22 protein-coding genes and 1 riboswitch are annotated in these 23073 nt (G+C 41.4%); of the genes, 15 read left to right on the forward strand and 7 right to left on the reverse strand.

What is annotated here, in order from left to right; translation table 11 throughout:
- Positions 1–435 precede the first annotated feature (435 nt).
- From FZC79_RS06990 to FZC79_RS07005, 4 genes are all read right to left on the reverse strand, one after another.
- Positions 436–987 carry a GNAT family N-acetyltransferase gene (locus FZC79_RS06990; RefSeq protein ID WP_148946078.1) on the reverse strand — a complete coding sequence of 184 codons (552 nt, stop codon included), beginning with the start codon at positions 985–987 and terminating at the stop codon, positions 436–438.
- A gap of 282 nt (positions 988–1269) precedes the next feature.
- Entirely contained in the window at positions 1270–2400 is a 1131-nt protein-coding gene (locus FZC79_RS06995; protein ID WP_148946079.1) for an amidohydrolase, read from the reverse strand.
- Between the two features lie 99 nt (positions 2401–2499).
- Positions 2500–3102, reverse strand: coding sequence for a DedA family protein (locus FZC79_RS07000; protein WP_252183270.1), 603 nt, complete (start codon positions 3100–3102; stop codon positions 2500–2502).
- A gap of 12 nt (positions 3103–3114) precedes the next feature.
- Positions 3115–3894 carry an undecaprenyl-diphosphate phosphatase gene (locus tag FZC79_RS07005; protein ID WP_148938809.1) on the reverse strand — a complete coding sequence of 260 codons (780 nt, stop codon included), beginning with the start codon at positions 3892–3894 and terminating at the stop codon, positions 3115–3117.
- Positions 3895–4226: 332 nt separating this feature from the next.
- Between FZC79_RS07005 and FZC79_RS07010 the strand changes: the two genes are divergently transcribed.
- From FZC79_RS07010 to ribH, 11 genes are all read left to right on the forward strand, one after another.
- A complete protein-coding gene (locus FZC79_RS07010) occupies positions 4227–4550 on the forward strand; it encodes a DUF4870 domain-containing protein (protein WP_148946080.1) in 324 nt (107 codons plus the stop codon).
- Positions 4551–4953: 403 nt separating this feature from the next.
- The gene (locus tag FZC79_RS07015) at positions 4954–5169 is read left to right on the forward strand and encodes a PLD nuclease N-terminal domain-containing protein (protein WP_148946081.1); all 216 of its coding nucleotides are present in this window, start codon (positions 4954–4956) and stop codon (positions 5167–5169) included.
- On the forward strand, positions 5166–6071 hold the full coding sequence (locus FZC79_RS07020) for an ABC transporter ATP-binding protein (protein ID WP_148946082.1): 906 nt from the start codon (positions 5166–5168) through the stop codon (positions 6069–6071). Before FZC79_RS07015 ends, FZC79_RS07020 begins: the two co-directional genes overlap by 4 nt.
- Positions 6068–6844, forward strand: coding sequence for an ABC transporter permease (locus tag FZC79_RS07025; protein WP_252183271.1), 777 nt, complete (start codon positions 6068–6070; stop codon positions 6842–6844). The genes FZC79_RS07020 and FZC79_RS07025 overlap by 4 nt, the downstream gene beginning before the upstream one ends.
- Before the next feature lie 268 nt (positions 6845–7112).
- Positions 7113–7967, forward strand: coding sequence for a GNAT family N-acetyltransferase (locus FZC79_RS07030; RefSeq protein ID WP_148946084.1), 855 nt, complete (start codon positions 7113–7115; stop codon positions 7965–7967).
- A 102-nt stretch (positions 7968–8069) separates the two neighbouring features.
- Positions 8070–8951 carry a patatin-like phospholipase family protein gene (locus FZC79_RS07035; protein ID WP_148946153.1) on the forward strand — a complete coding sequence of 294 codons (882 nt, stop codon included), beginning with the start codon at positions 8070–8072 and terminating at the stop codon, positions 8949–8951.
- A 389-nt stretch (positions 8952–9340) separates the two neighbouring features.
- Positions 9341–10003, forward strand: a complete 663-nt coding sequence (locus tag FZC79_RS07040; RefSeq protein ID WP_148946085.1) for a hypothetical protein — start codon at positions 9341–9343, stop codon at positions 10001–10003.
- Between the two features lie 303 nt (positions 10004–10306).
- A riboswitch (FMN riboswitch) is annotated at positions 10307–10452 on the forward strand.
- A 129-nt stretch (positions 10453–10581) separates the two neighbouring features.
- Positions 10582–11673 (forward strand): bifunctional diaminohydroxyphosphoribosylaminopyrimidine deaminase/5-amino-6-(5-phosphoribosylamino)uracil reductase RibD, encoded by a 1092-nt coding sequence (gene ribD / locus FZC79_RS07045; protein WP_148946086.1) that lies wholly within the window; start codon positions 10582–10584, stop codon positions 11671–11673.
- 10 nt (positions 11674–11683) lie between these two features.
- Positions 11684–12340, forward strand: a complete 657-nt coding sequence (locus FZC79_RS07050) for a riboflavin synthase (protein ID WP_148946087.1) — start codon at positions 11684–11686, stop codon at positions 12338–12340.
- A gap of 28 nt (positions 12341–12368) precedes the next feature.
- Positions 12369–13562 carry a bifunctional 3,4-dihydroxy-2-butanone-4-phosphate synthase/GTP cyclohydrolase II gene (locus FZC79_RS07055; protein WP_148946088.1) on the forward strand — a complete coding sequence of 398 codons (1194 nt, stop codon included), beginning with the start codon at positions 12369–12371 and terminating at the stop codon, positions 13560–13562.
- A gap of 12 nt (positions 13563–13574) precedes the next feature.
- On the forward strand, positions 13575–14045 hold the full coding sequence (ribH, locus tag FZC79_RS07060) for a 6,7-dimethyl-8-ribityllumazine synthase (RefSeq protein WP_113929275.1): 471 nt from the start codon (positions 13575–13577) through the stop codon (positions 14043–14045).
- A gap of 205 nt (positions 14046–14250) precedes the next feature.
- On the opposite strand, the gene FZC79_RS23980 is transcribed toward ribH, so the two are convergent.
- Positions 14251–14430 carry an ATP-binding cassette domain-containing protein gene (locus FZC79_RS23980; protein ID WP_148946089.1) on the reverse strand — a complete coding sequence of 60 codons (180 nt, stop codon included), beginning with the start codon at positions 14428–14430 and terminating at the stop codon, positions 14251–14253.
- Positions 14431–14804: 374 nt separating this feature from the next.
- On the opposite strand from FZC79_RS23980, the gene FZC79_RS07070 reads away from it, so the two are divergent.
- Entirely contained in the window at positions 14805–16094 is a 1290-nt protein-coding gene (locus tag FZC79_RS07070; RefSeq protein WP_148946090.1) for an NCS2 family permease, read from the forward strand.
- A gap of 479 nt (positions 16095–16573) precedes the next feature.
- A complete protein-coding gene (locus FZC79_RS07075; RefSeq protein WP_148946091.1) occupies positions 16574–17848 on the forward strand; it encodes an EAL and HDOD domain-containing protein in 1275 nt (424 codons plus the stop codon).
- Here FZC79_RS07075 and FZC79_RS07080 read toward each other — a convergent pair.
- The gene (locus FZC79_RS07080; protein WP_148946092.1) at positions 17839–18126 is read right to left on the reverse strand and encodes a hypothetical protein; all 288 of its coding nucleotides are present in this window, start codon (positions 18124–18126) and stop codon (positions 17839–17841) included. The genes FZC79_RS07075 and FZC79_RS07080 overlap by 10 nt on opposite strands.
- 225 nt (positions 18127–18351) lie before the next feature.
- On the opposite strand from FZC79_RS07080, the gene dapF reads away from it, so the two are divergent.
- Positions 18352–19344: a diaminopimelate epimerase gene (dapF, locus tag FZC79_RS07085; protein WP_148946093.1), complete on the forward strand. Its 993-nt coding sequence runs from the start codon at positions 18352–18354 to the stop codon at positions 19342–19344.
- An 873-nt stretch (positions 19345–20217) separates the two neighbouring features.
- On the opposite strand, the gene FZC79_RS07095 is transcribed toward dapF, so the two are convergent.
- Positions 20218–22065: a DNA ligase D gene (locus tag FZC79_RS07095; RefSeq protein ID WP_148946154.1), complete on the reverse strand. Its 1848-nt coding sequence runs from the start codon at positions 22063–22065 to the stop codon at positions 20218–20220.
- A gap of 137 nt (positions 22066–22202) precedes the next feature.
- Here FZC79_RS07095 and FZC79_RS07100 point away from each other — a divergent pair, with 137 nt between their 5' ends.
- Positions 22203–23063: a Ku protein gene (locus FZC79_RS07100; protein WP_148946094.1), complete on the forward strand. Its 861-nt coding sequence runs from the start codon at positions 22203–22205 to the stop codon at positions 23061–23063.
- The last annotated feature ends 10 nt before the right edge of the window (positions 23064–23073 follow it).

The raw sequence follows: 23073 nt of genomic DNA on the forward strand, positions 1-23073 counted from the left end.
ATGCAGTAAAGAAAGGGTTTAAACAGCATGAACTCCGAGATCCCTGAAGTTGATGCAGTAAAGAAAGTGTTTAAACAGCACTAAGTATGAGATTCTAGAAGTTGATGCAGTAAAGAAAGGGTTTAAACAGCACTAAGTGTGAGATTCTAGAAGTTGATGCAGTAAAGGAAAGGTTTAAACAGCATGAACTCCGAGATCCCTGAAGTTGATGCAGTAAAGAAAGTGTTTAAACAGCACTAAGTATGAGATTCTAGAAGTTGATGCAGTAAAGAAAGGGTTTAAACAGCAGTAACTCCGAGACCGCATGAATGAGATGCAGATAAAGAAGTTTAAAATTATCTTAATTCTAAACGGTGGTTTCAATCAGTATTGCACCTCCAGGCAATCTCAAAACAAAAAAAAGCCCTGGTCCCAAAAACGGAACCCAGGGCTTTCTTATGCCTCCAACGCCTGCTCCTCTTCTTGAGGAGTGCTGTAGAGGTGCATGGTGTATAGATCTTTTGGAATTTCATATAAGTCATAAATATCTCCATCAGCATTCAATTGCTGGTAGATGGATGGCCTTAATTCATTTGCTTTGATTACGTAAGGCAGTTTCTCCGCTGCTTTTTGTGAGCGGATGTTTACTTTTCGGATTCTCATAAAGACAGTTTCCATTCCTAGCTCATAGAAAAGCTCTTGGAAGAAGGCATCTTTAGCTGGCTTGTTGTAGCCTTTGCCGTGGTATGGTTTGCCGATCCATGTTCCGAGGAAACCGGCGGCATTTTCAATATCAAACAGGTTGATGGTTCCGATCGGGCTGCCCCATTCATCAACGATGGTACGTGAAATTAATTCTCCGCGCTCTTCTGCTTCTATCGTGCTTTTTGACAAAAAGAGAAACTCCTCGTAGGAATGGGCTTTTTGACGCACGAAAGGGAAGACCTCCGGGTGCACCATTAAATCGAACAGAACGTGACAGTCCTGCAATTCGCGTTTCTTGATCATCTGTATCCCTCCATGAGGGCAGTCTTTTAGTGTAAAGACTCCACCCTCGAAATTTTTCATAAACAGCATAAAAAATTTCGGGGTGGGAATCGAACCCACTAAGACCAGTCAAGAAACTGGTGGCGCACCATTTGCCTTCCCTCTATTACAAAAGCCATATATCCAATTGCCCGGCTAGTGAACAATATAATGGAATATATCATCTGAAAGTATCATACTAAAAAAAATTATAAAATGAAATAGGTAATTCGTTAATTTTTTATGAAAAAATTCACCAATTTTCTACAAATTATTGAAAGCGATTTCCCCATTGACCAATGTTAGCAGGGGCTTCGCCATAAAATGGAAAGGATGGTCGCTCCAGAGCACGAGATCGGCATCTTTTCCTCTCTCGATACTGCCGAGCTTGTGGTCGATTCCCAGGTTTTTTGCAGGAATTATAGTTATGCCTTCCAGTGCCTTTTCGGGGTCCCATCCTTCCCTCACCGCAATGGCAGCACACATGTTCAAATATTGGACAGGAGTATAAGGATGGTCAGTGGTGATGGAAACTTCCACGCCATTATTCGTCAGTTCTTGATAGGTCAGCCAGCTTTTGTTTTTAAGCTCGACCTTCGAGCGGCGGGTGAAAGTAGGACCGACACTGACTTTTAAATTAAGATCTCGCAGTTCATGTGCTATGAGATGTCCCTCTGTACAGTGTTCAATTCTTAAATCCAGATCGAATTCACAGGCAAAGCGTACAGCAGAAAGGATATCATCAGCTCGGTGCGCGTGGATTCGGACAGGGATTTCTTTTTTCAATGCCATGACTAACGGTGCCACTCTCAGTTCTTCAGGCTGATCACAGTACTTTGCATGAAAAAAAGCTTCCCTCAGCATTCCCATGATTCCCATTCGGGTAATCGAATCTTTATTACCATTACTGTGAATTCTTTTTGGATTTTCGCCGAGTGCCAGTTTCAAGCCGGAAGTTTCACGGACCATCATAGTCGCAATGTTTTTGCCGAATGTCTTGATGACTGCCGTTGTACCGCCTATGACGTTCGCGCTTCCCGGCATGACATTCACGGTGGTGATACCGTATTTAAGAGCGTCCTGAAACCCGGGGTCCAAAGGATACACACCGTCGAATGCACGAATGTGAGGAGTCATTGGTTCAATTGTTTCATTGGCATCATTTCCTGCCCATCCTGTTCCTTCGTCATAAAGGCCAAGATGTGTGTGGACATCAATAAAGCCAGGAAGAAGAGGTTTTCCTTTACAGTCGATGGTTTTTACACCGGGAATCGTTTGGGTCCAGTGGGTCGATATCTTTTTAATTTTTCCTTCTTCAATCCAGACATTTCCATTTGGGATAATTCCTGATGTGATGGTATACAGAGTAGCATTTTTTAAAATTAGTGTTTGCATGACTTCAGTTCCTTTACTGGTTATGAACTTGAAACATTAGCTATTTCATCCTATTTTAAACGTGTTTCTGGAAAAATAGAAGACATTGAAAGACGGTCCTTAATTTTTCTTCTTTCTGGCTTTCCAAGCTTGAACAGCGAAGTAAAGTGCTATGCCTGTTCCTGCAAAAAAGGCAATAGGCTTGATGTATTGGCTTCCGATAATTTCAATCTGCTTCCAGTGATCGCCGAGTTCCATTCCAATAAGGAGAAAGAGAACCGTCCATGGAATCATAGCAGCAAATGTATAAAGTAAGAATAACGAAAATTTCATTTTTCCTATTCCAGCCGGAATCGAGATCGCGTGCCGGACTACTGGGATGAACCTGGCTGAGAAGATGACAAAGGTGCCATATTTGGTAAACCACTCTTCCGAAGCATCCAAATGTTTTTCACTGATTAGTAGAAATTTGCCCCACTTATTAAAGAAAGGCCTTCCGCCATAAAGTCCAAGCCAATATAAAAATAATTGAGCCAGTGTACCTCCGATTACACCTGCAAGAAGTGCTCCAACGAAATGAAGCTTGTTTTCAGATACCAGGAAACCTCCATAGCTTAATACCAATTCACTAGGGATCACTTCTACCATCAATCCGAGGGCAATTCCAAGATAGCCCCATTCAGAGAGGGTTTGAAGCAGTTCAAATATCCATTCATGTGCCACTTCATCACCCCCTTAAAATATTCCTGCCCATTGAAGAACTAAAATGAGAATGCCCAGCCCCCATACATAATAGGAGAATATTTTCAAAGAGCGGTTTTTCAGGAAGTTAATCATGGCGACAATGGCTATATAGCCGAAGACAGCAGAGGCCGCAGTTCCGACCATCAAAGCGGGAAGGGAAACAGCTTCAACATGTCCTGAGAAAAGATCCTTTCCTTTAATCAGCAATCCACCAAGGATGGCTGGAGTTGAAAGCAGGAAGGAAAAGTATGCAGCTGTCTGACGGTCAAGTTTTCGGAATAAACCTGCAGCTATGGTTAACCCGGACCTTGAAAGAGCAGGGAAAATGGCGGCAGCCTGAAAGCTTCCTATGACAAATGCATCAGTATAAGTAAGGTCTTCAAGCTTTTTATAACCATCCTTGACTCCATCCGCTATATACATAACCAGACCTGTTATGAGAAATTCCCATCCTATTGTACTTCCCGTTGTGGAAATTCGGTCAAAATAATCTTCAAAGGAAAATCCGATGATAACAGCAGGAATCGTTCCTATGATCAGAATCATGCTCAATCTGCTGAAAGGGTGGCGGATCATATGCAGCAGTTCCTTCTGGTAGACAACTAGAACCGCAAGAAGAGTTCCGAGGTGAAGCATCGTATCCAGGAAAAGGCCCGCATCTTCAAGTCCGAACGCTTTCCGTCCAATATACAGATGGCCGGTGCTGGAGATCGGCAGGAATTCGGTTAGCCCCTGAATCATTCCCAATATCAAGGCTTCAAGTTTAGACATCATAAAAATTCATCCTTCCTGGACAAGGTCTCTATTAACATATATTCAAAAAAGCTGGAAGAATGCCTTGACTTTACCCCTTTAAAGCACGAAGAGGGACTGTCCCTCTTCGTGCTTTAAAGGATTAAAGAAAATCAGTCGAAACTTTTCATTTTCTCAAGCGTATAGTTAAGTAGATGATATTTTCCGGTGGCTCTTTTCGTAATCGCTGCTGCAAGTCAATGTATATTGAAATTACGCCATAAGTTAATCACCAGGAGAAAAAACTTTGAATCCGGAGATATCCTAAAGCAGCAACCCCAGCCAAAAAAGACTTATAGAGGAGGGATAGTGTGGAACCAACAAAAGAAGAAAGACTATTAGCCGCATTCATTTATATTATCAGCTTCTTTACAGTTTTCATTGGACCGCTGGTTATCTGGCTCATCAAGAAAGACGAATCAGAGTATATCGACCATCACGGAAAAGAGTATATGAACTTTCTTATTTCCTATTTCATCTATGGACTGATAAGTTCGCTGCTGATGTTAGTACTGATCGGATTTATCCTTGCACCGATTGTCGGGCTGCTTGCCTTCATTTTTACAATCCTTGGAGCGATAAAGGCATATGAAGGAGAGTACTACCGAATTCCAGCGATTTTCCGAATTTTATAAGGAATAAGATTCAGCGGGTAACCACGTTGATTAGTGAAAGAAAAGCCGTCTGCGCAAAAGTGCAGACGGCTTTTCTAGTAGGCTGTTTTCTCATGCATGTGGCTTCTGGAAAAATCTCAAGAGCCGGATTTGCCCCGTATACTAAAGGTTTTCTCTCTAATCGGGGAGAGCAGCTCTTTTCTTTTCCTATTTACGAGATTATACCCGTGAATTAGTGTTATTTCTTCGGAATTAGTGTGAATTAGCAGCAAAGCTTACGAAAAGAGCCTTCTAATAAGAAGAAACTGATACTTTACTAGGAGCCAAAGATTTCTTCAAAAAAAATTTAATAATTATTGAACGTTTTTTCCTTCTCTTCGTATTATCATCGAGAATACAAAAGAAATAATGAGGAGGAATATAAATGACAGAACTACAACAAGTTTTAGAATCAATCAACTGGGGGCTGGTTGCTCCTTTGCTGATCATCCAGCTCATTTTAATGGTTACAGCTCTTGTAGATTTAATTAGGGTCAAGAATACCAATGGACCGAAATGGCTGTGGGTATTGATCATATTATTTATCAACATTATTGGTCCCATTATCTACTTTGTCATTGGAAGGAGACAAAATGGATGAATGTCATCACTGTTAAAGAGTTAAGAAAAGAATATAAAGAAAAGCTTGCGGTCAACAACGTGACCTTCCAACTGGAAGAAGGAAAGTGCACAGCACTGCTGGGACCCAATGGGGCGGGAAAGACAACCACCATTCAAATGCTCGCGGGACTTATTACTCCCAGTTCAGGAAGTGTGCATTCGGATCTTCTGCCCAAGACCAAGGATCTGCGGTCGTTAATCGGCTACCTTCCCCAGTACCCATCTTTCTTTGAGTGGATGTCAGGGGAGGAGTACATGATATTCTCTGGTGAAATTGCGGGAATGACAAAGAAAGCGGCCCAAAAACGAACCGGTGATCTTCTTGATCTCGTCGGCCTTGAAGACGCAAAAGTTCGGAAGATAGGAGAGTTTTCCGGCGGAATGAAACAAAGGCTTGGAATAGCTCAGGCGTTAATTCACAAACCTAAATTGCTTATGCTCGACGAACCTGTGTCAGCGCTGGATCCTTTTGGAAGAAGAGAAGTGCTGGAGTTGATGGGAAGGTTGAAAAAAGATACAACCATCCTCTTCTCCACACATATTCTAAATGATGCAGAAGAAATCTGTGATGATGTCCTGTTTCTCCATAATGGAAATTTAGTAGAGGGTGGGGCCTTGCAAGACATCAAAGAGAGATATAAAGAGGCAGTTCTTATATTACAATTTGAAGAAACAGCCGATCAATTCATCAAGCATTTCTTAGATAGTCCATTTATTCAGGAATATACAATAAATGGGGACACTATCCTGCTAAAAGTTGCAGATATCAGTAAGGCCAGAAATGAAATACTGCAGATTGCTGTTCAGCATTCGCTTCCACTCATTAGATTCGAAACAAGCGAGAGCAGTCTGGAAGATATATTCATGAAGGTGGTCAAATGATGAAACAATTCTTCGTATTTCTTAGGAAAGAATTGCTTGAATCAAGGAGGAATTTCAAATGGATTTGGTTGCCGATTGTATTCATCTTATTTGGGATCTCAGAACCTTTGACTGCCTATTATATGCCTGATATTTTGGATGCAGTGGGAAATCTTCCGGAAGGGGCAGTCATTGAAATTCCTCCTCCATCGTCCCAAGAAGTACTTCTTGCTGTGATCAGTCAGTACAGCACGTTGGGCGTCCTGGTAATTGTTCTGGGTTTCATGGGGACTGTGGCAGGAGAAAGAAAAAATGGAAGCGCTGCTCTTGTGCTGGTTAAACCCGTATCGTACTTTAGCTATATTCTGTCAAAATGGACCGCTGCTATAATTCTTGTCGAAGTTTCCTATGTAATCGGGATGGTTGCAAGTTGGTACTATATCAATATATTATTTGATGGAATTGCGGTGTCTGATTTCATTCAAGCATTGCTGGCTTATGGAATTTGGTTGTCCTTCATTGTTACGTTGACAATCTTTTTCAGCAGCCTGACATCTTCCCCTGGTTTAGCAGCTTTCTCAACAATTGGACTCTCGATTTTTATTACTTTTCTCTCAAGTATGCTTTCCAGCCAATTAAAATGGTCTCCTTCTCAAATACCTTCTTATGTAACTGAGATTCTTGGAAAAGGAAATTGGTCCACTGATTTGACTTTAACCTTAATCGTCACACTCGGAATGGTCATTCTTATCATGGCGGCTGCACCATTGCTTTTCAAAAGGCTCTTTTCGTAAACCCCGTTGCTATTTAACATGGAATACGTAAGATATAACTAAAATAATGGTAAGAAAGAAAAGAGCTGTACTCAATTAGAGAGGAAAAACTTAGTATCCGGGGAGAAATCCGGCTCTTGGGATTTTCCGAAATAAACAGTTTTTATGAAAACAGCTTTTCAAAAAAAGTAAATTAGCCCAGGAAAAATAAAACTCTTGTAGAATATAGTAAAGAAACCAAGGCCGGTTCTGGTAGAGAATCGGTCTTTTGTCTATAGGGGGAAAAGGAATGGTAACGTATTTTCTTACAAATAAGGTGAAAAGTTTAATAAGCAATGCTGAATCTATTTGTGAGGGGCCGGTTGAACCAGTGGATCTGTTTCTGGGGGCGGCCCTTGTAAGGAAGGGAACACTGTTGGAAATGTACCTGCTGATGGAAGAGGAAATTCATGACCTGCTCGTCTTAAAAAGGGCTAAAGAAGAGGTGAGTGTTCCTCATAAAGACTTTTCAAGAAGTATTTCCAGAAGAACAGAGCAGGTATGGAACAGAGCCCTCGAAATTATGCATAATTACAATCAACTTTATCTGAACGAAGGCCATATCATAAAAGCATTCTATCAATCCTGGTCTGAAGAAGAGCAGCAATTCCTTAAAGCCCTTCCTCATGAAAAAATAAAAGCTGCAGTAACGACGGCCCGCGACTTGCTCGTGTCCTTGAATACTTACACTAAAAAAGTATTCTCAGGTCAACAGGCAGTGATTAAAAGAGCAGAAAAGGAGGACGAACCGGCAGTCATGAAATTTGTTGAGGAGAACTTTGGAGGATCCTGGACAGAGTCGATTCTCAATGGATTCCGGCAAAAAGAAATTCCCGTCTTTCTTGCTTGGGAAGGGTCAAAGCTTATCGGATTTTCTTCCTATGATGTCTACCGCAGCCAAAAAGGGATATACGGCCCTATGGGCGTGTTAAAAACAGAAAGAAATAACAGGGTGGGAAGCCAGCTTCTTCATCAAGCACTTCAAGATATGAAAGAAAAGAATTATGCCTATATAGTATTAGGGGAAGCTGGACCCATAGAATATTACGAAAAAGAATGCGGTGCAGTTATCATCCCTTTAAAGTCTATCTTTAATGAAGATTAAGATTAATACACATTCTTTCCTTCCTATGAGACACTAATCACGAGAGTTATAAAATGCAATTATACTTAATGAAAGAATACATTTTGAAGAGGTGAAAGAATGATGCTTTTCGATCAAACCGGGCTTGTACTGGAAGGCGGGGGGATGAGAGGAGTATATACAGCAGGAGTCTTGGAGTATCTATTAGAAAACGAAGTAGAGTTTCCTTACGTTATCGGGGTTTCAGCAGGTGCTTGTATTGCGGCCTCATACCTGTCTAAGCAAAAAGGAAGAAACAAAAAAGTGAACATCGGGTTTGCGGGAGATCCGAATTACCTCTCGTGGAGAAACTACATTAAAAAAAGGGAACTGTTTGGGATGGATTTCGTATTTAATGAAATTCCCAATAAAATCGTTCCATATGACTATGAAGCTTTTCAAAACAGTACTTCCCAATTTGTAATCGGAACAACAGACTGCCATACGGGCGAGTCTGTCTATCATAATAGAAGTGATTATGGTGAAGATGTTTTAACGCCCATTCGTGCATCAAGCTCGCTTCCATTCGTGGCGCCAGTTGTACAGTTTCACTCCCGCCACTTACTTGATGGCGGAATCAGCGACCCCATACCTGTTAGAAAAGCGGAAGCGGACGGTTATTCAAAGAACGTAGTCATTCTGACAAGGAATAAAGGATATTTAAAAAGCCCATCGAAGTTTAATTACCTGGTTAAACGAAAATATCCTCAATATCCTGGTCTAAGAGAAGCAATGATGAATCGTTATAAAGTATATAATGAGACCGTTGAATACCTGGAAAAGGAAGAAGAGAAGGGCAGCGTGTTTATTATTCGTCCTGAAATGCCGTTGAAAGTCGGTAGAATTGAACGGAATCCAAGGAAACTTGAGGAGTTATACAACCAAGGATATGAAGATGCCAGGCTAAAGTTTGAAGAGCTTTTGGCATGGAAGGATGTACAATCACAAATGGTGACAATGAGATAGATTTCAGGTGACGGTGATAATAACCTTTTCCCTTAAAGTCTGGTGAGTTTGGGCACCAAGTTGCATGCTTGGCGCCCTTTTCCTTTAGAGTCTGGTAATTTTGGGTACCTAAGCGCCCGCTTGGTTACCTATTCCTTTGATTTTTGTGGAGTTTAGGCATAAAGGCGTTCGCTTGGTTACCTTTACCCTTAATTTTTGTGAAGTTTGGGCACCCAGAGACCTTCTTGGTGCCCTTTTTCCTTATATTCTTGTTAGTTTGGGCACCTAGGCGTCCGCTTGGTTACTTTTTTCCCCATGCCTTTAATTTAAGTTGCCTTCTTTTGCAGCTGTTCTTTTTTCTCTATCAATTTCATACTATGAAAAGAACTCTCTTAAGGAGTGACTACTGGATGAATATTACTCTTTTCTATAAAAAAATGAGCTTTCAATATTTCAAAAGAGCAGTAGTAATGCTGCTGCTTGCTGTGCTGCTCAGTGTTTTCATTCGAGGTCTGCATATTCTTTTCTATTTAACCTTAATTTTGCTCGGAATATCCTGCGTTTTCATGTATTTGATATACGAGAGAGAAGTGAAACGTTCAAGGGCTGCCATAAAGTCTCCTGCTGATGGAAATGGGGCTTGTCTGGTTGTGATTAAAAAGGACAAGACCTATAATTTCTTTGGCTTTGACGGAGTAATGAAAGGCTGTTGTTCATCTAAAAATGGTTCGTGGAAACTGGATATAAGTGATATACAGGCCATACTAAAAAAAGGCGAGGGTTCAGTGGAACTTGAATGCCAAGGCGACTATAGGAAGTTTGTTAAAATTCATGAAAATTGGAATGACGCTGAAGGAAATGCAATTTCACTACTGAGCCAAGGAGAAGGCTGGAGCCTGACGATTAATGATAAGAAAGTATGCTCGATAACGCGGGGACGCATGTCAGCAGAAATACAGCAGTTGTTTGATCCTTCAAGCATTATTCTTCGGTTTGAGAAAGTGGATGATGAGCAAAGAATTTGGGGCATCCTTTTTTTAGTGCTGTACATGGACAATTACTACCTTATTTAGTTGTTCTTTTAAATTTGAGTCAAAGAAAGAGATGATCAGTGTTTAAGATATTTGAATTGGCAAGAGGATGGTTTAGGGCATGCTAAAAGAGAAAAAGGGTCCAAGAATGTCTTCGAGAGAGTACTCATCACACCAAAAGAGTATAAATTGTAACCCCTCACTGCCAATAAACTTAAGCCGGTATAACAAGGCAATATCAGCTCGATTTTTCGCTTTGAAGGCACGAAATCTTAATGTGTGAACATTCAAGCATTCTGTGATGCAACTCCTTTATTATTATGGTATAGTAAACTCAATCGAATAGTATTCCTTCGGGGCAGGGTGAAATTCCCTACCGGCGGTGATGAACGAAAGTGTTCTTAGTCCGTGACCCGTCATTTTAACAAATGGCGGTGGATTTGGTGAAACTCCAAGGCCGACAGTTAAAGTCTGGATGGGAGAAGGAAGAAGCGCGTAAAAATTTCTTTTTATACGCTTATTTAATTATGACTGTCTCCCTGAGTGCTCCAACCACTCAGGGTTATTTATTATCAGCAATATGTTTGGGGACCTATTGCTTCAGGAAGGAGGACCAATCCTTGCAAGAACGTGATTACATGGAATTAGCACTGTCGCTCGCCAAAGCAGGCAAGGGACAGACCTCGCCGAATCCCGCAGTTGGTGCAGTAGTAGTGAAAGACGGAGAAATTGCCGGAATGGGTGCCCATTTGAAAGCCGGGGAACCGCATGCAGAGGTTCACGCCATTAGGCAGGCTGGTAAGAAGGCAGAGGGTGCAGACATCTATGTCACTTTAGAACCCTGTGCACATACCGGGAAAACGCCTCCGTGTGCCAACCTTATCGTTGAAAACAAATTAAAAAGAGTGTTTATAGCAAGCATGGACCCCAATCCATTGGTCGCCGGCAAAGGGATAGACATCCTGAAAAAAGCCGGGATCGAAGTAACTACAGGCATCTGTGAAAAAGAGGCACTGGATCTGAATGCGTATTTCTTTCATTTTATCCAGAACCAGACACCTTATATTACGCTGAAAACAGCCATGACACTTGACGGTAAAACAGCCTCTTATACAGGAGACAGCAAATGGATCACTTCTGAAGAGTCCAGGCTGGATGTACATAAGTACCGGCATGCTCATGATGCCATTTTAGTTGGAGTAAATACGGTCATACAAGATAACCCCCTTCTCACCACCCGATTGCCCCGAGGTGGAAAAAATCCCATTCGAATAGTATTGGATACAAATTTAAAAATTCCAATTGAAAGCAGAATTTTAGACGTGCAAGAGGCTGAAACGCTTATTTTCTGTGGGAAAAATGCCACCATTGAGAAAAAAGAACTCCTGCTTGATAAAGGAGTAAGGATTGAACAACTGAATTCTCCAGATATTTCGATTAATCAAGTTTTAAAACGGCTTGGCGAGCTGAAAATTACTTCTCTCTTAGTAGAGGGCGGCTCTGCTGTACATTTTTCTTTTTTACGAGAAAAGGCGTACCAGGAAGTGGTCATCTATATGGCACCTAAGCTTATTGGCGGATCTAATGCCTTCTCCAGTTTTGGCGGGAAAGGGTTTCCGCTTATCTCAGATGGTGATGAATTAGAGTTTTCTTCTGTAGAAAATATCGGTAATGATTTAAAGATTATTGCCAAGCCATTGAGGAAGGGATGAGCTAAATAAAATGTTTACCGGAATAATTGAAGAGATCGGTACAATTGAAAAAATCAGCAAATCGTCTGCTTCCATGGTCCTGTCGATTTCGGCAAAAAAGGTACTGGAAGATGTGAAGCTGGGAGACAGTATTTCGGTTAATGGCACATGCCTGACTGTGACTTCCTTCAGCAGCCGCTCATTCACTGTTGATGTAATGCCTGAGACCTTTGACAATACTTCATTGAAGCTGCTGGGGGCTGGAGCTCCTGTGAACCTTGAAAGAGCAATGGCTGCCAATGGACGTTTTGGGGGGCATTTTGTGACAGGGCATATTGATGGCACTGGAACCATCGCGTCCACTCAGTTTGTCGAGAATGCTCTTTACATCACCATTGAAATTCCGGAAGAGTTAACACGTTATTTTATTGATAGAGGATCTGTCTGTCTGGATGGCACCTCTCTAACCGTGTTTAGAACGGAACATAACACAATTACAGTTTCTTTGATTCCGCAAACAAGACATGACACGATCCTCGGGAGTAAAAAGGCAGGCGATGTTGTCAACCTTGAGTGCGATATGATGGCAAAGTATATTTATAAATTCATGAATGGCGGAAGGTCCGGAAAGCCTGGTAAAAAGGATATCGGAACAGATTTCCTGACACAGCATGGCTTCATGGGATGAGTAAGTGGTTGAGAAGGAGGCGGACTAATTGTTTAATACAATCGAGGAAGCATTGGAAGATTTAAAAACAGGAAAAGTAATTATTGTCATTGATGATGAGGACCGTGAAAATGAAGGGGATTTTGTATCTCTTGCAGAAAAAGCGACCCCTGAAGTCATCAATTTCATGGCAGCAGAGGGAAGGGGCTTGATTTGTACGCCTATCACGGCAGAGAAAGCTTCACAGCTGCAATTGAATCCAATGACAGATCAAAATACCGATCCATACGGCACAGCATTCACGATCAGCGTGGACCATATCAATACAACTACAGGTATCAGTGCATTCGAGCGGTCGACGACTATACTGGAAATGATAAAAGAAGAGGCGAAGCCAAGTGATTTAAAACGCCCAGGACATATATTCCCGCTGATAGCAAAAAAAGGCGGGGTTCTCAAAAGGGCCGGCCATACGGAAGCTGCCGTTGACCTGGCTTCCCTATGCGGCTCAGCACAGGCGGGTGTCATTTGCGAGATCATGAATCCCGATGGGACAATGGCAAGGGTGCCTGAACTTAAAACTATTGCAGAGAAATTCAACTTGAAAATAATCACCATCCAGGATTTGATTGCCTACAGAAGGAAAGAAGAAAAGCTGGTGGAAAAAGAAGTGGAAATCAGTATGCCTACTGAATTCGGCGATTTTAAAGCAGTAGCTTACACGGAAAAACTGACAGGCCAGGAGCATGTTGCACTGATCAAAGGAGAAATCCGTCCTGAAGAACCAGTGCTGGTAAGGGTCCATTCAGAATGCTTAACTGGTGACGTATTCGGTTCCAATCGCTGTGATTGCGGTCCGCAGCTGCATGCAGCACTTTCACAAATTGAGAAAGAAGGCCATGGAGTTTTGTTGTATATGCGTCAGGAAGGGCGGGGAATCGGCCTGGTCAACAAGATGAAAGCCTACAAGCTTCAAGAAGAAGGACTTGACACGGTCGAAGCAAATCATAAACTTGGATTTGCCGCTGACTTGCGTGACTATGGGATAGGAGCGCAAATCCTCAAGGATCTGGGAGTAACCAAGATGAGGCTCTTAACAAATAACCCGCGAAAAATTACCGGAATCAAAGGATACGGCTTGGAGGTTGAAGAACGAGTCGCAATCCAGATGCCGTCAAAAGCAGAAAATGAAAAATACTTAAAAACTAAAAAAGGTAAGTTAGGACACTTACTTCAATTCTAAGGAGGATACACAATGAAAACAATTTATGAAGGTAATTTAGTAGGATCAGGATTAAAGGTTGCGATCGTAGTTGCCCGCTTTAACGAATTCATCACAAGCAAGTTATTGGGCGGGGCAGAAGATGCTCTGAAAAGACATGGAATCGACGAAGCTGATATTACAGTCACATGGGTACCGGGTGCATTTGAAATTCCGGTCATCGCCAAGAAGCTGGCTGCATCGAAAAAGTATGATGCCGTTATCACACTCGGCACTGTAATCAGGGGAGCAACTGCACACTTTGAATATGTGAGCGGAGAAGTAGCAAAAGGCGTAGCCAATGTCGGCCTTCAAGAGGAAGTTCCTGTTATCTTCGGTGTTTTGACAACCGATACGATCGAGCAGGCGATTGAACGTGCAGGAACAAAAGCAGGAAACAAAGGATGGGAAGCTGCTGTCAGTGCTATTGAAATGGCTAATCTTATCCGCCAAATCAATCAATAATATTCAGCGATACGACGCCGTTACGATGGCTGGCTTTAATTCGAAAACGCAGAGGTTTTTTAACCGTCTGCGTTTTTTGTTATTTTTTTTTCTTGTCATTCACTAATTCTTTCCGACGAAATAATGCTGATTCGTTTCCTTCTATTTCAATTACTCTTACACCAGCAATTGAAATTTCGCCAGAAGCATGTTTATCAGTGCTGCTTTAAACCTGAAGAAAAGTAGATTTACTACTGCCCGCCGGCCCTATAATCGCTATAATCTCTCCTTTTTTAATGGAAAGGCTCACTCCTTTCAGTGCAGTTGTTGATCTTTTATTAACTGGTGCGCTGTAAGAATTACCTATATTATTTACTTCTGAAAATGACCAACACCATTCCACCATTTCTGTAATGTTATTTTTAGAGATGCTTTTAAGGTCGATTAGAGAGACACCATAGGACTGATTTATGGGGCTGGTCCTTCAAGGTCGGCTGGTGAGACACTAGATAAAGAATATGGAATCATAGAGTCCGTATATTAAGAGTAGCTAAAAGAATATTTATTATTTCAACCACTTAAAACAGCTTTTACAAAAAAGGAAATCTACTTCTCTATCAAAGATCAGCATTAGGACCGCAATATAGGAAGTAGTGAACCGCTGCTCAAAACAAGATACATATTGGCAAAGGTACGTACATCTGCTAAAATTAATCCTTGTGGCTTCCCTTTTTGGGTAAGCGGGTAGGGAGAGGGCTGTGTCGTAAGGACATGATATTTATGAAAACAACAGGAGGTATTTTTCGTTTAGAGCAGCACGGAACAACAGTTAAGAAAGAAGTGACGGCAGGAGCAATCGGCTATTTTACGATTGTTTATATTATTGCTGTCAATGCTATGATTCTTTCGGAGGCGGGAATGCCGTTTGAAGGAGCGGTAATGGCCACTATTCTGGCTTCATTTTTTGGATGCCTGGTGATGGCATTTTGGGCTAATGCCCCGATTCTTCTGGTTCCTGGAATGGGGATCAATGCGATGTTCACTTTTACAATGGTGGAATCGATGGGTCTTACATGGCAGGAAGCCCTGGCGGCTGTTTTTGTTTCAGGACTGTTATTCATGATTGTTGCTTTTACGAGGTTATCAAGTATTTTATCAAAAGCGATTCCTAAAGCTCTTAAAGAAGCTATCACAGTCGGACTTGGGATGTTTCTGCTGCTGATCGGTCTTGAAAAAGGCGGTATTGTGGAGCGGGGTTCCAGTGCTTTGATCAGTTTGGGAGATATTAGTGATATTACAGTCATAGCGGCTATCTTGACTTTTCTTGTGGCGATTTTTCTTTTCATTAGAAATGTTAAAGGCGGGTTTCTCTGGAGTATTGGCTTTGGAACTGTGCTTGGCTTTCTTTTTGGAATTGAACCTCAAACAGGTCAATCAGGGATGGGCTTGTCAGAATATGCGTCTGTATTCGGCCAGATGTCCTTTGCCAAAATAGTGGAGCTTCCGTTTTGGATTGCTGCTTTTTCCATCACTATGGTATTGGTTTTTGAAAATATCGGTTTGGTGCACGGACATATGGATATGGCAGGAACACCTGAAAAGTATCCAAGGGCTTTTCAGTCTAATGCTTTTTCGGCAGCGACTTGCGGAGTGTTTGGAACAAGTCCGACCGTTTCCACAGTGGAAAGCGCCGCGGCCATAGCGGCAGGCGGAAGAACCGGGCTGACTTCTTTAACCACGGGTGTGCTTTTCCTGGCTTCGACGTTGTTTATTCCATATCTTAAGTGGATACCGGACCACGCGATTGCTCCGATCCTGATGATTATTGGCGGATTGATGATCCAGAATATCAGGCATATGGATTTAAGAGATTTAACTGAAGCATTTCCGGCCATCTTCATTATTGCGATGATTCCATTTACGTATAGTATAGCAGATGGAATTGCCATCGGATTCATTTTATATCCTATCTTGAAGATCGCAAATGGAAAGGCTAAAGATGTATCGCTTCCTTTATATATAATTGCAGCACTGTTTTTGGTCAATTTCCTTGTCCATTCAGTGCATTAAGATCAAAAGCGGAAGCGCCTTGTCCAGCCCCGACAGGCAAATGTTCTTCAGAGAAAAAAAGGCGTTTTTTCCTTTTATTCTCTGAGGGTTATTTGACCCCGAGGGGCTAAGTCCGTTCCAGTGGGTACGGACCCTCAGGCGCTGAAGCTGGACGTGGATAATATAGCTATAAGTTATCCACAGAGGGTGACTTTATAATTTCCTAAACAAAATGAAAAACAGCATCAGGGGCTTATGCCCCTGATGCTGTTTTTCATTTAGATGTAGTAGTAAGAATGTAAGTTTCTTTACCGCTTGAAAGCATGAAGAGGGACTGTCCCTTTTTGTGCTTTAGAGTGGTGAAGCGTATGGGATATATTAGATAGACGTATGGTTTGTTTATTGGTATTCTAGTAGAGTGAATCTTCAAATTTTAACCTTTTTTCTGTGATTTTGGAACTATTATAGATATTTTCATTTTCTCGTAGGAGTGAATAAAGATGGAAGTTTTTGTAGCGAGGCAGCCTATCTTCAATGCAAGTGAAGAGGCAATTGCTTATGAGTTGTTATATAGAAATAATCAGGAAAATTTCTTTCCTAATATAGATGGAGACAGGGCGACTGCTGACGTCATTATTAACAGTTTTTTGAACATAGGGATTGATCAGCTTTCCGGTGGCAAACCCTGTTTTATAAATTTTACAGAAACGCTGTTGAAGCTGAAGGTTCCCACTTACTTCAGGCCGAGGGAAATCGTTATAGAAATTCTTGAAACAGTCAAACCCTCACCGGAAATCATAAAGATTTGCAGAGAACTCAGGAAGCTTGGCTATAAGATAGCATTGGATGACTTTGTATTTGACAAAGAAAACCCGTACTGCAAAGAATTAATGAAGCTGGCTGACTATATTAAAGTAGACATGCTGGCTGCTACAGAGAAAAAAAGGGAAGAGATTGAATTGATTGCAAGGCTTCTGGACATTAAGCTCTTGGCAGAAAAAGTGGAAACGCGAAGAGATTTCGAAGAAGCAAAGAAGCGGGGATATACTCTGTTTCAAGGGTTTTTCTTCAGTAAACCTGTGATATTAAGCACCTATGATGTTCCTGTCTATTTTCATTCTTACTATGAAGTCATACAAAGGCTGGAAATGAGTGAACCCAATATGGAAAGGATTGCAGAACTTATAGAACAGGATCTTTCACTGTCATATAAACTGCTTAAACTCATTAATTCACCTGCATACAGGCCTAAGCACAAAATCAACTCAATCAGGCAGGCGATCATTCTTCTGGGATTGATTGAAATTCAGCGATGGATTTATGTACTGGCTATTCGGGACATGACAGGTTCAGACCGGCAAATATCGGATGAAGTCATCAAGTTATGCCTTACCCGTGCAAAAATGTGTGAGTTAATTTCAACTAAGCTGTCAGAAGAAGCTGTGCCATCCAGTTTTTTTCTTACAGGGATGTTTTCCTTAATGGAAGACATAATTGGGCAGCCCATAGGAAAAGTGTTAAAGGATATGCCGCTGCAAGATGATATTTGCGATGCCTTGAGAGGAAAGCAAAATAATTTAAAGAAAGTACTCGATCTTGTAATCGCTATTGAGCAGGCCGATTGGGAAAGGGCCGGCAGTCCGGAGTTAGATATCAATATAACTCAAAATGAGTACAATCAGTTTTACATTCATTCATGTCAATGGGCTGAAGGGCTGTTGAGGGCGGAATACCTGCAGGGTGAAACTCTCAAGAGCAAAGTCGATCAGCTGTAATCACCAGGTTCCAGAAACCGCTTCTGGGGTTTAATGTATCTTTTCAGCTCGAAAGGAAGAGTCCTGCGCAGAAGTGGATCTTTAACCTTTTCGGCTATCGCTTTAGGGACGGGGAAGATACCGATATCTGTTATTCTGACTGGAAAAACGTTTTCAAGGCAGACTTGATTTCTGCCTTTTTTTATTTTGGTATGAACAAGCACTTCTTTTGTATTATGGGCATCCTCTATTACAACTACTTTTTTTACAGAAAAGTAGAACTTGAATTCTTCTGTCATCCATTCAATCCTCCTAAGAATTTAAGTTGTTACAGATTAAGGATACCGTGTTTCGCCCAAATATTGAATTAATTAAGCTTCCCGGAAGGTTGGCGGCAAGTCGGTTTCTGCCTATTGCGAAATAGGCTTTGATGTGGCAAGCTAAATATATTAGAATTAGAGATTAATTGGCTGACGGGATTAATATCTCTCGTTTCAGCAAGATACTCCTTGGAGGGTTTTTTTATGAACTTGAATTTAATTAAATGTCATGGATCAGGTAATGACTTTCTTCTGATCGATGAAATCACGGAAACTTATCAATTCTCGGAAAAGGATCGGCAAAACTTAGCAATCGCCCTTTGTGACCGTAAAAAGGGACTAGGAGCCGACGGGATTTTGTTTGTTCTGGATAGTGATAGATGTGATGCAAAAATGCGGGTCTTCAATGCAGATGGATCAGAAGCTTCCATGTGTGGAAATGGCTTGAGGTGTGTCGGGCGGTATGTGACGGAAGTGAAGAAAAGAGAAGAGATTACAATCGAAACAATGAAAGCCGATTTAAAGGTTTCAAAAGAACCATCCATTTTTGAGGATATTCCTACTTATAAGGTAGAGATCTCACCAGTGCTGTTCGGTTTAAAGCATTTACCGATGAACATGGAGAAGGAAACCCTTATATCTGAAAAAATACCGGAAATCTCTGATACTTTAAACTTTACGGCGGTTGCAGTACCGAATCCTCATTTGATCAGTATTGTTGAAAACGAACATATCCTTTCCAATGAGCAAAAAAATATCTCTGAAACAGTGAATGGACCCAATAATCTCTTTCCTGATGGAGTAAATGTAAGCTTTGTACAGGATCTCGGAAGAGCGGGCATTTATGTAAGAACCTTTGAAAGAGGAGTAGGATTCACGAATGCATGCGGTACCGCAATGTCAGCATCTACTTTGGTAACATGTCTGACAGGGCTGAATGCATATGAAAAGGAAATCGATGTGTTTAACAACGGCGGGAAGGTACGGGTCATCGTTCATAAGAATGAAGAGCTCTATTCGATGGATCTCATCGGCAACGCAACCTATGTAAGCCGCATCGGGATAGAAGTCGATGTAAAAGAACCGGAAAGTTTCGTCACAGTGGATGAATTCATATTCGATGAAGAAGCAGGCTATTCAGAGCTTCAGGAGCATGCCAAAGACATTGTGGAAAGAAGTGTTTTTCTGAAAGCATAGATAGATGAACAAAAGACAGGAGCTTTAGGTAACGGGTTCTTTTTTGAAGTCAAATTTCTGATTAGTATAAGAAATAGTTGAGGGATTAACACCTAAAAACAATGTCTTTTGATTTCCACTCCAGGTGAGTGACTCCGCGGGGCGTGCGGTGAGCCTCCTCGGCTTTTCGCCTGTATAAAAAGTGGAAGCGCCCTGATCAGACCCGACAGGCAAATGTTCTCAAGAGAAAAAAAGGTGGTCTTTCCTTTTATTCTCTTGAGGTTATTTGACCCCGAGGGGCTGGGCGCTGGAACTGGATTGTGGGGTCTCACCTGTCACGCTAGTCCCGAAGGAGGTCACGCACCTTCCGTTCCAATCAAATAATTGCTACATTTTTAATAATCAACTCTCTTTCTTTTTAATATTGGGATTGAAAGTGTATATGAATTTGTGCCACAAAATTTGAGAAAAAAAAGTTCTGTCACTTGCTATTAAGAGTGCATTTTTATTACCAATTGATCAGATTACCTGCAAGAATACGGTTAAAAAGGAGTGTCAAAATCAATGCGATTTGACACTCCTTTTCATGTTTAATTGTTAAATTTTGTACTCGAAAACAGAACCAGTCATGCTTCAAACATCCTGTCTTTTTAGTGCGCTCAAAGAGTATTCTCACTAGGGACCGCTGAAGCTAGAAACTTCCCTTTGACAGAGGAGAGAGCAGTTTGTTTTTCTTGAATGCCCTTATACTCAGGCTGTTGCTGGCGTGCCGTCTAAATGCAAAAAAACTTTACGAAAAGTGCGGTTAGAATAAAACATTTATAAAACGTGCCTTGAATTAAGTTTTATCTATATCTTGGCAAGCATCAGGCCAGGTAATGGATTCTTCTGTTCTTATCTAACTCCCTTACCTTTATTACTTTTAAGAAAAGCAAGTATATCTTTTATGTTCTGTTTTTCTTTTGCTTCTTCGTAGCCAGCAAACGGACACCCCTTCTTCTGCAGTCTCTCTAAGACAGTCTGCATGGTAAAACGTTCGGGTCTTAGTTCTTCTGTCACTTCATCCCAGAAGAGCGGGGCAGATACAAGCGCATCTTCATTGGCTCTTGGAGAATAGGGGCAGATAATGGTCTTTCCTTCTGCATGCTGGATATAATCAACGTACAATCGGTTATTTCTATTCTTTTTCAATCTTTCAGTAGTGAATTCATCAGGATACTGGTTGGTTAAATAATCTGCTATGAACTCTGTGAAGAGATGAGTATCGCTCCAGGTATACCCCTCCGGTAAAGGAATATAAACCTGCAGCCCTTTATTGCCGGAAGTTTTAATGAAGCTGATCAAATTCATCTGATCAAAAAGCTTTTTCATCTCTAAGGCGGCTTTCACGGCCAATTGAAAATAATCTCTTGAAGGGGGATCAAGGTCAAAGACAATCTCATTCACATAACGTGATCCTGCTTTCTGAAAAGGAATATGAAACTCAATAGCCAGTTGGTTGCCCAGCCACATCAAAGTCTCTAAATCATCACAGACAATGTAATCGATATTTTCATTTTTGACTGTTTTAATAAATGTAGGTGCGTAATCCGGGCAGTTCTTCTGGTAGAAAGATTCACCGAACATCCCGTGAGGAAGCCTGATGACAGTCAAGGGCCGCTGGCGAAGAAAGAACAATAGACGTGGAGCTGCCTTTCTTAAATAGCGGATATAATTCAGTTTGTCGATGGGAGGCGTTTCCCAAAGGGGCTTTAGAGGATGGGTGATTTCAACGGCTTCTGGAAGGGACGCTTCGTCCATCATCAATCTTTCCCAGGTGCATTCTTCAGGCTTCGATTGAAAAAGAAACTGCTGAAAATGGGGTTCCCTCATTTGATTCTCATACCATTCAAGGTAGTTAAGTTCAACGCAAAGGCCAGGATGCACAAAAGATTTCCCTCGTTCGGATTTATAAGCATTTTCTTTAATAATCGAGTTCAGTGCATGCTTTTCTTCAGGGCTGATACCAAAATAAAAAGAACCGATTGAAATGATTTTTTCCTTATTAAAAACACCAACTTCATAATAGCCGTTTTGGTTGTCGCGGGAAAGAATGAAGCAGAAAGCTTTCCGCCAGTTCTTCACTTTTCTCCAAGTCGATGTTCGCCTGCCTTCTTCCCACTGGCTGCTGCCATCTTTGGCAATCAATCCTTCTCCATCAAAACTTCTGATCTTAATCCAGATTTCACGGATTTCACTATAGAAAGGGATCATGTGTAATCTTGAGGAGGAGCCATAGGAAGGCTTCAATGGCAGACTGCTTTTCTCAAAGAGATCTTTCAAGGCCTTTTTCCTTGCAGAGTATTCTTTGCTGGTAAAACTGATTCCTTCGATTTGAAGGAGGTCAAATGCGAGGAATGTACAAGGGTTCAGTGCCGCAGCTTTCTGGATGTTCGGCTCTGACTTCATTCTGCCCCTGGTCTGGACACCGCTGAAATTGCTTTTGAAATCATTCTCCAATAAAACAATCTCGCCATCCAGTATTATGGGGAGCGGCCATTTCAATTCAGAGAGCATGCCCTCCAAAAAATCTTTAATTTCCGGAAAGAGGGGAAGCAGTTCTTTTCCATTCCGGCTCATCAGACTGATTTCTTCTTTGGACCTCATCGTCAGTATTCCTCTGAATCCATCAAATTTCACTTCATAATTCCAATTTCCATTTACAGGTGCTTCATCAAATAACGAAGGAAGCATAGGTTTCATTTTAATCACCACTAAATCAACAGGATAAATCTTATCTTTCCCAGAGTAACCATAACTATTTCCAGAACTTTTATAGAATAACGAGAGAGCAGAATACCCCAAATTAACCATAAGACAAATCAAAATGGAGGATGCTCATGCACACGATATGGAAAGGAAGCATCAGCTTTGGGCTTGTAAACATTCCGATAAAGCTTCACGCTGCCACGGAAGATAAAGATATCAAAATGCGGTCGCTGCATCGGGAGTGCCACACACCGATCAAATACGAAAAAATCTGCCCGGTATGTGAGAAGGATCTGGAATACGAAGACATTGTTAAAGGGTATGAAATTGCAAAAGGGAAGTTTGTCGTCATAGAAGATGAGGAAATAAAAGAGTTAAGAGATAATAGCGAAGAAAAAGCTGTGGAAATTGTTGACTTTATCAAAATTGAAGAGATTGACCCGATTTATTTTAACCGCAGCTATTTTATTTCACCAAACGAGGGAGGAAAGAAGGCTTACAGCTTATTGAGAAAGGCGTTAGTTGAATCCAACAAAGTCGGGATTGCGAAAATTGTGATGCGTTCAAAGGAGCAGCTTGCTGTCGTGCGGATCTATCAAAACACAATGGTAATGGAAACCATTCATTTTCCCGATGAAGTCCGGCAAACGGGTGATGTTCCCAATGTGCCTGCGGAAGATGAAGTCGGTCAGAAGGAGTTGGATACGGCTATCATGCTGATTGACCAGTTGTCGACTGAATTTGATCCGGAAAAATATGAAGATGATTACCGTAAGAAATTGATGGATCTTATCCAGAGTAAACAGACAGGGGAAAAGTTTGTTACACCTAAAGAGAAAGCGCCTGCCGCCAATGTGACAGACTTAATGTCTGCCCTGCAGGCCTCTATAGATAACACGAAACCTAAAATAGATAAGGAAGCATCAGAAAAGGTTCCTGCTTCAAAGATTACCAAAAAGAAAAGAACCACTAAGAAATTAAAAGCGCAATAACCTGTTTCAA

The sequence above is a fragment of the Rossellomorea vietnamensis genome, assembly GCF_008180615.1.
In the GTDB taxonomy this organism is placed as follows: Bacteria; Bacillota; Bacilli; order Bacillales; family Bacillaceae_B; genus Rossellomorea; species Rossellomorea vietnamensis_D.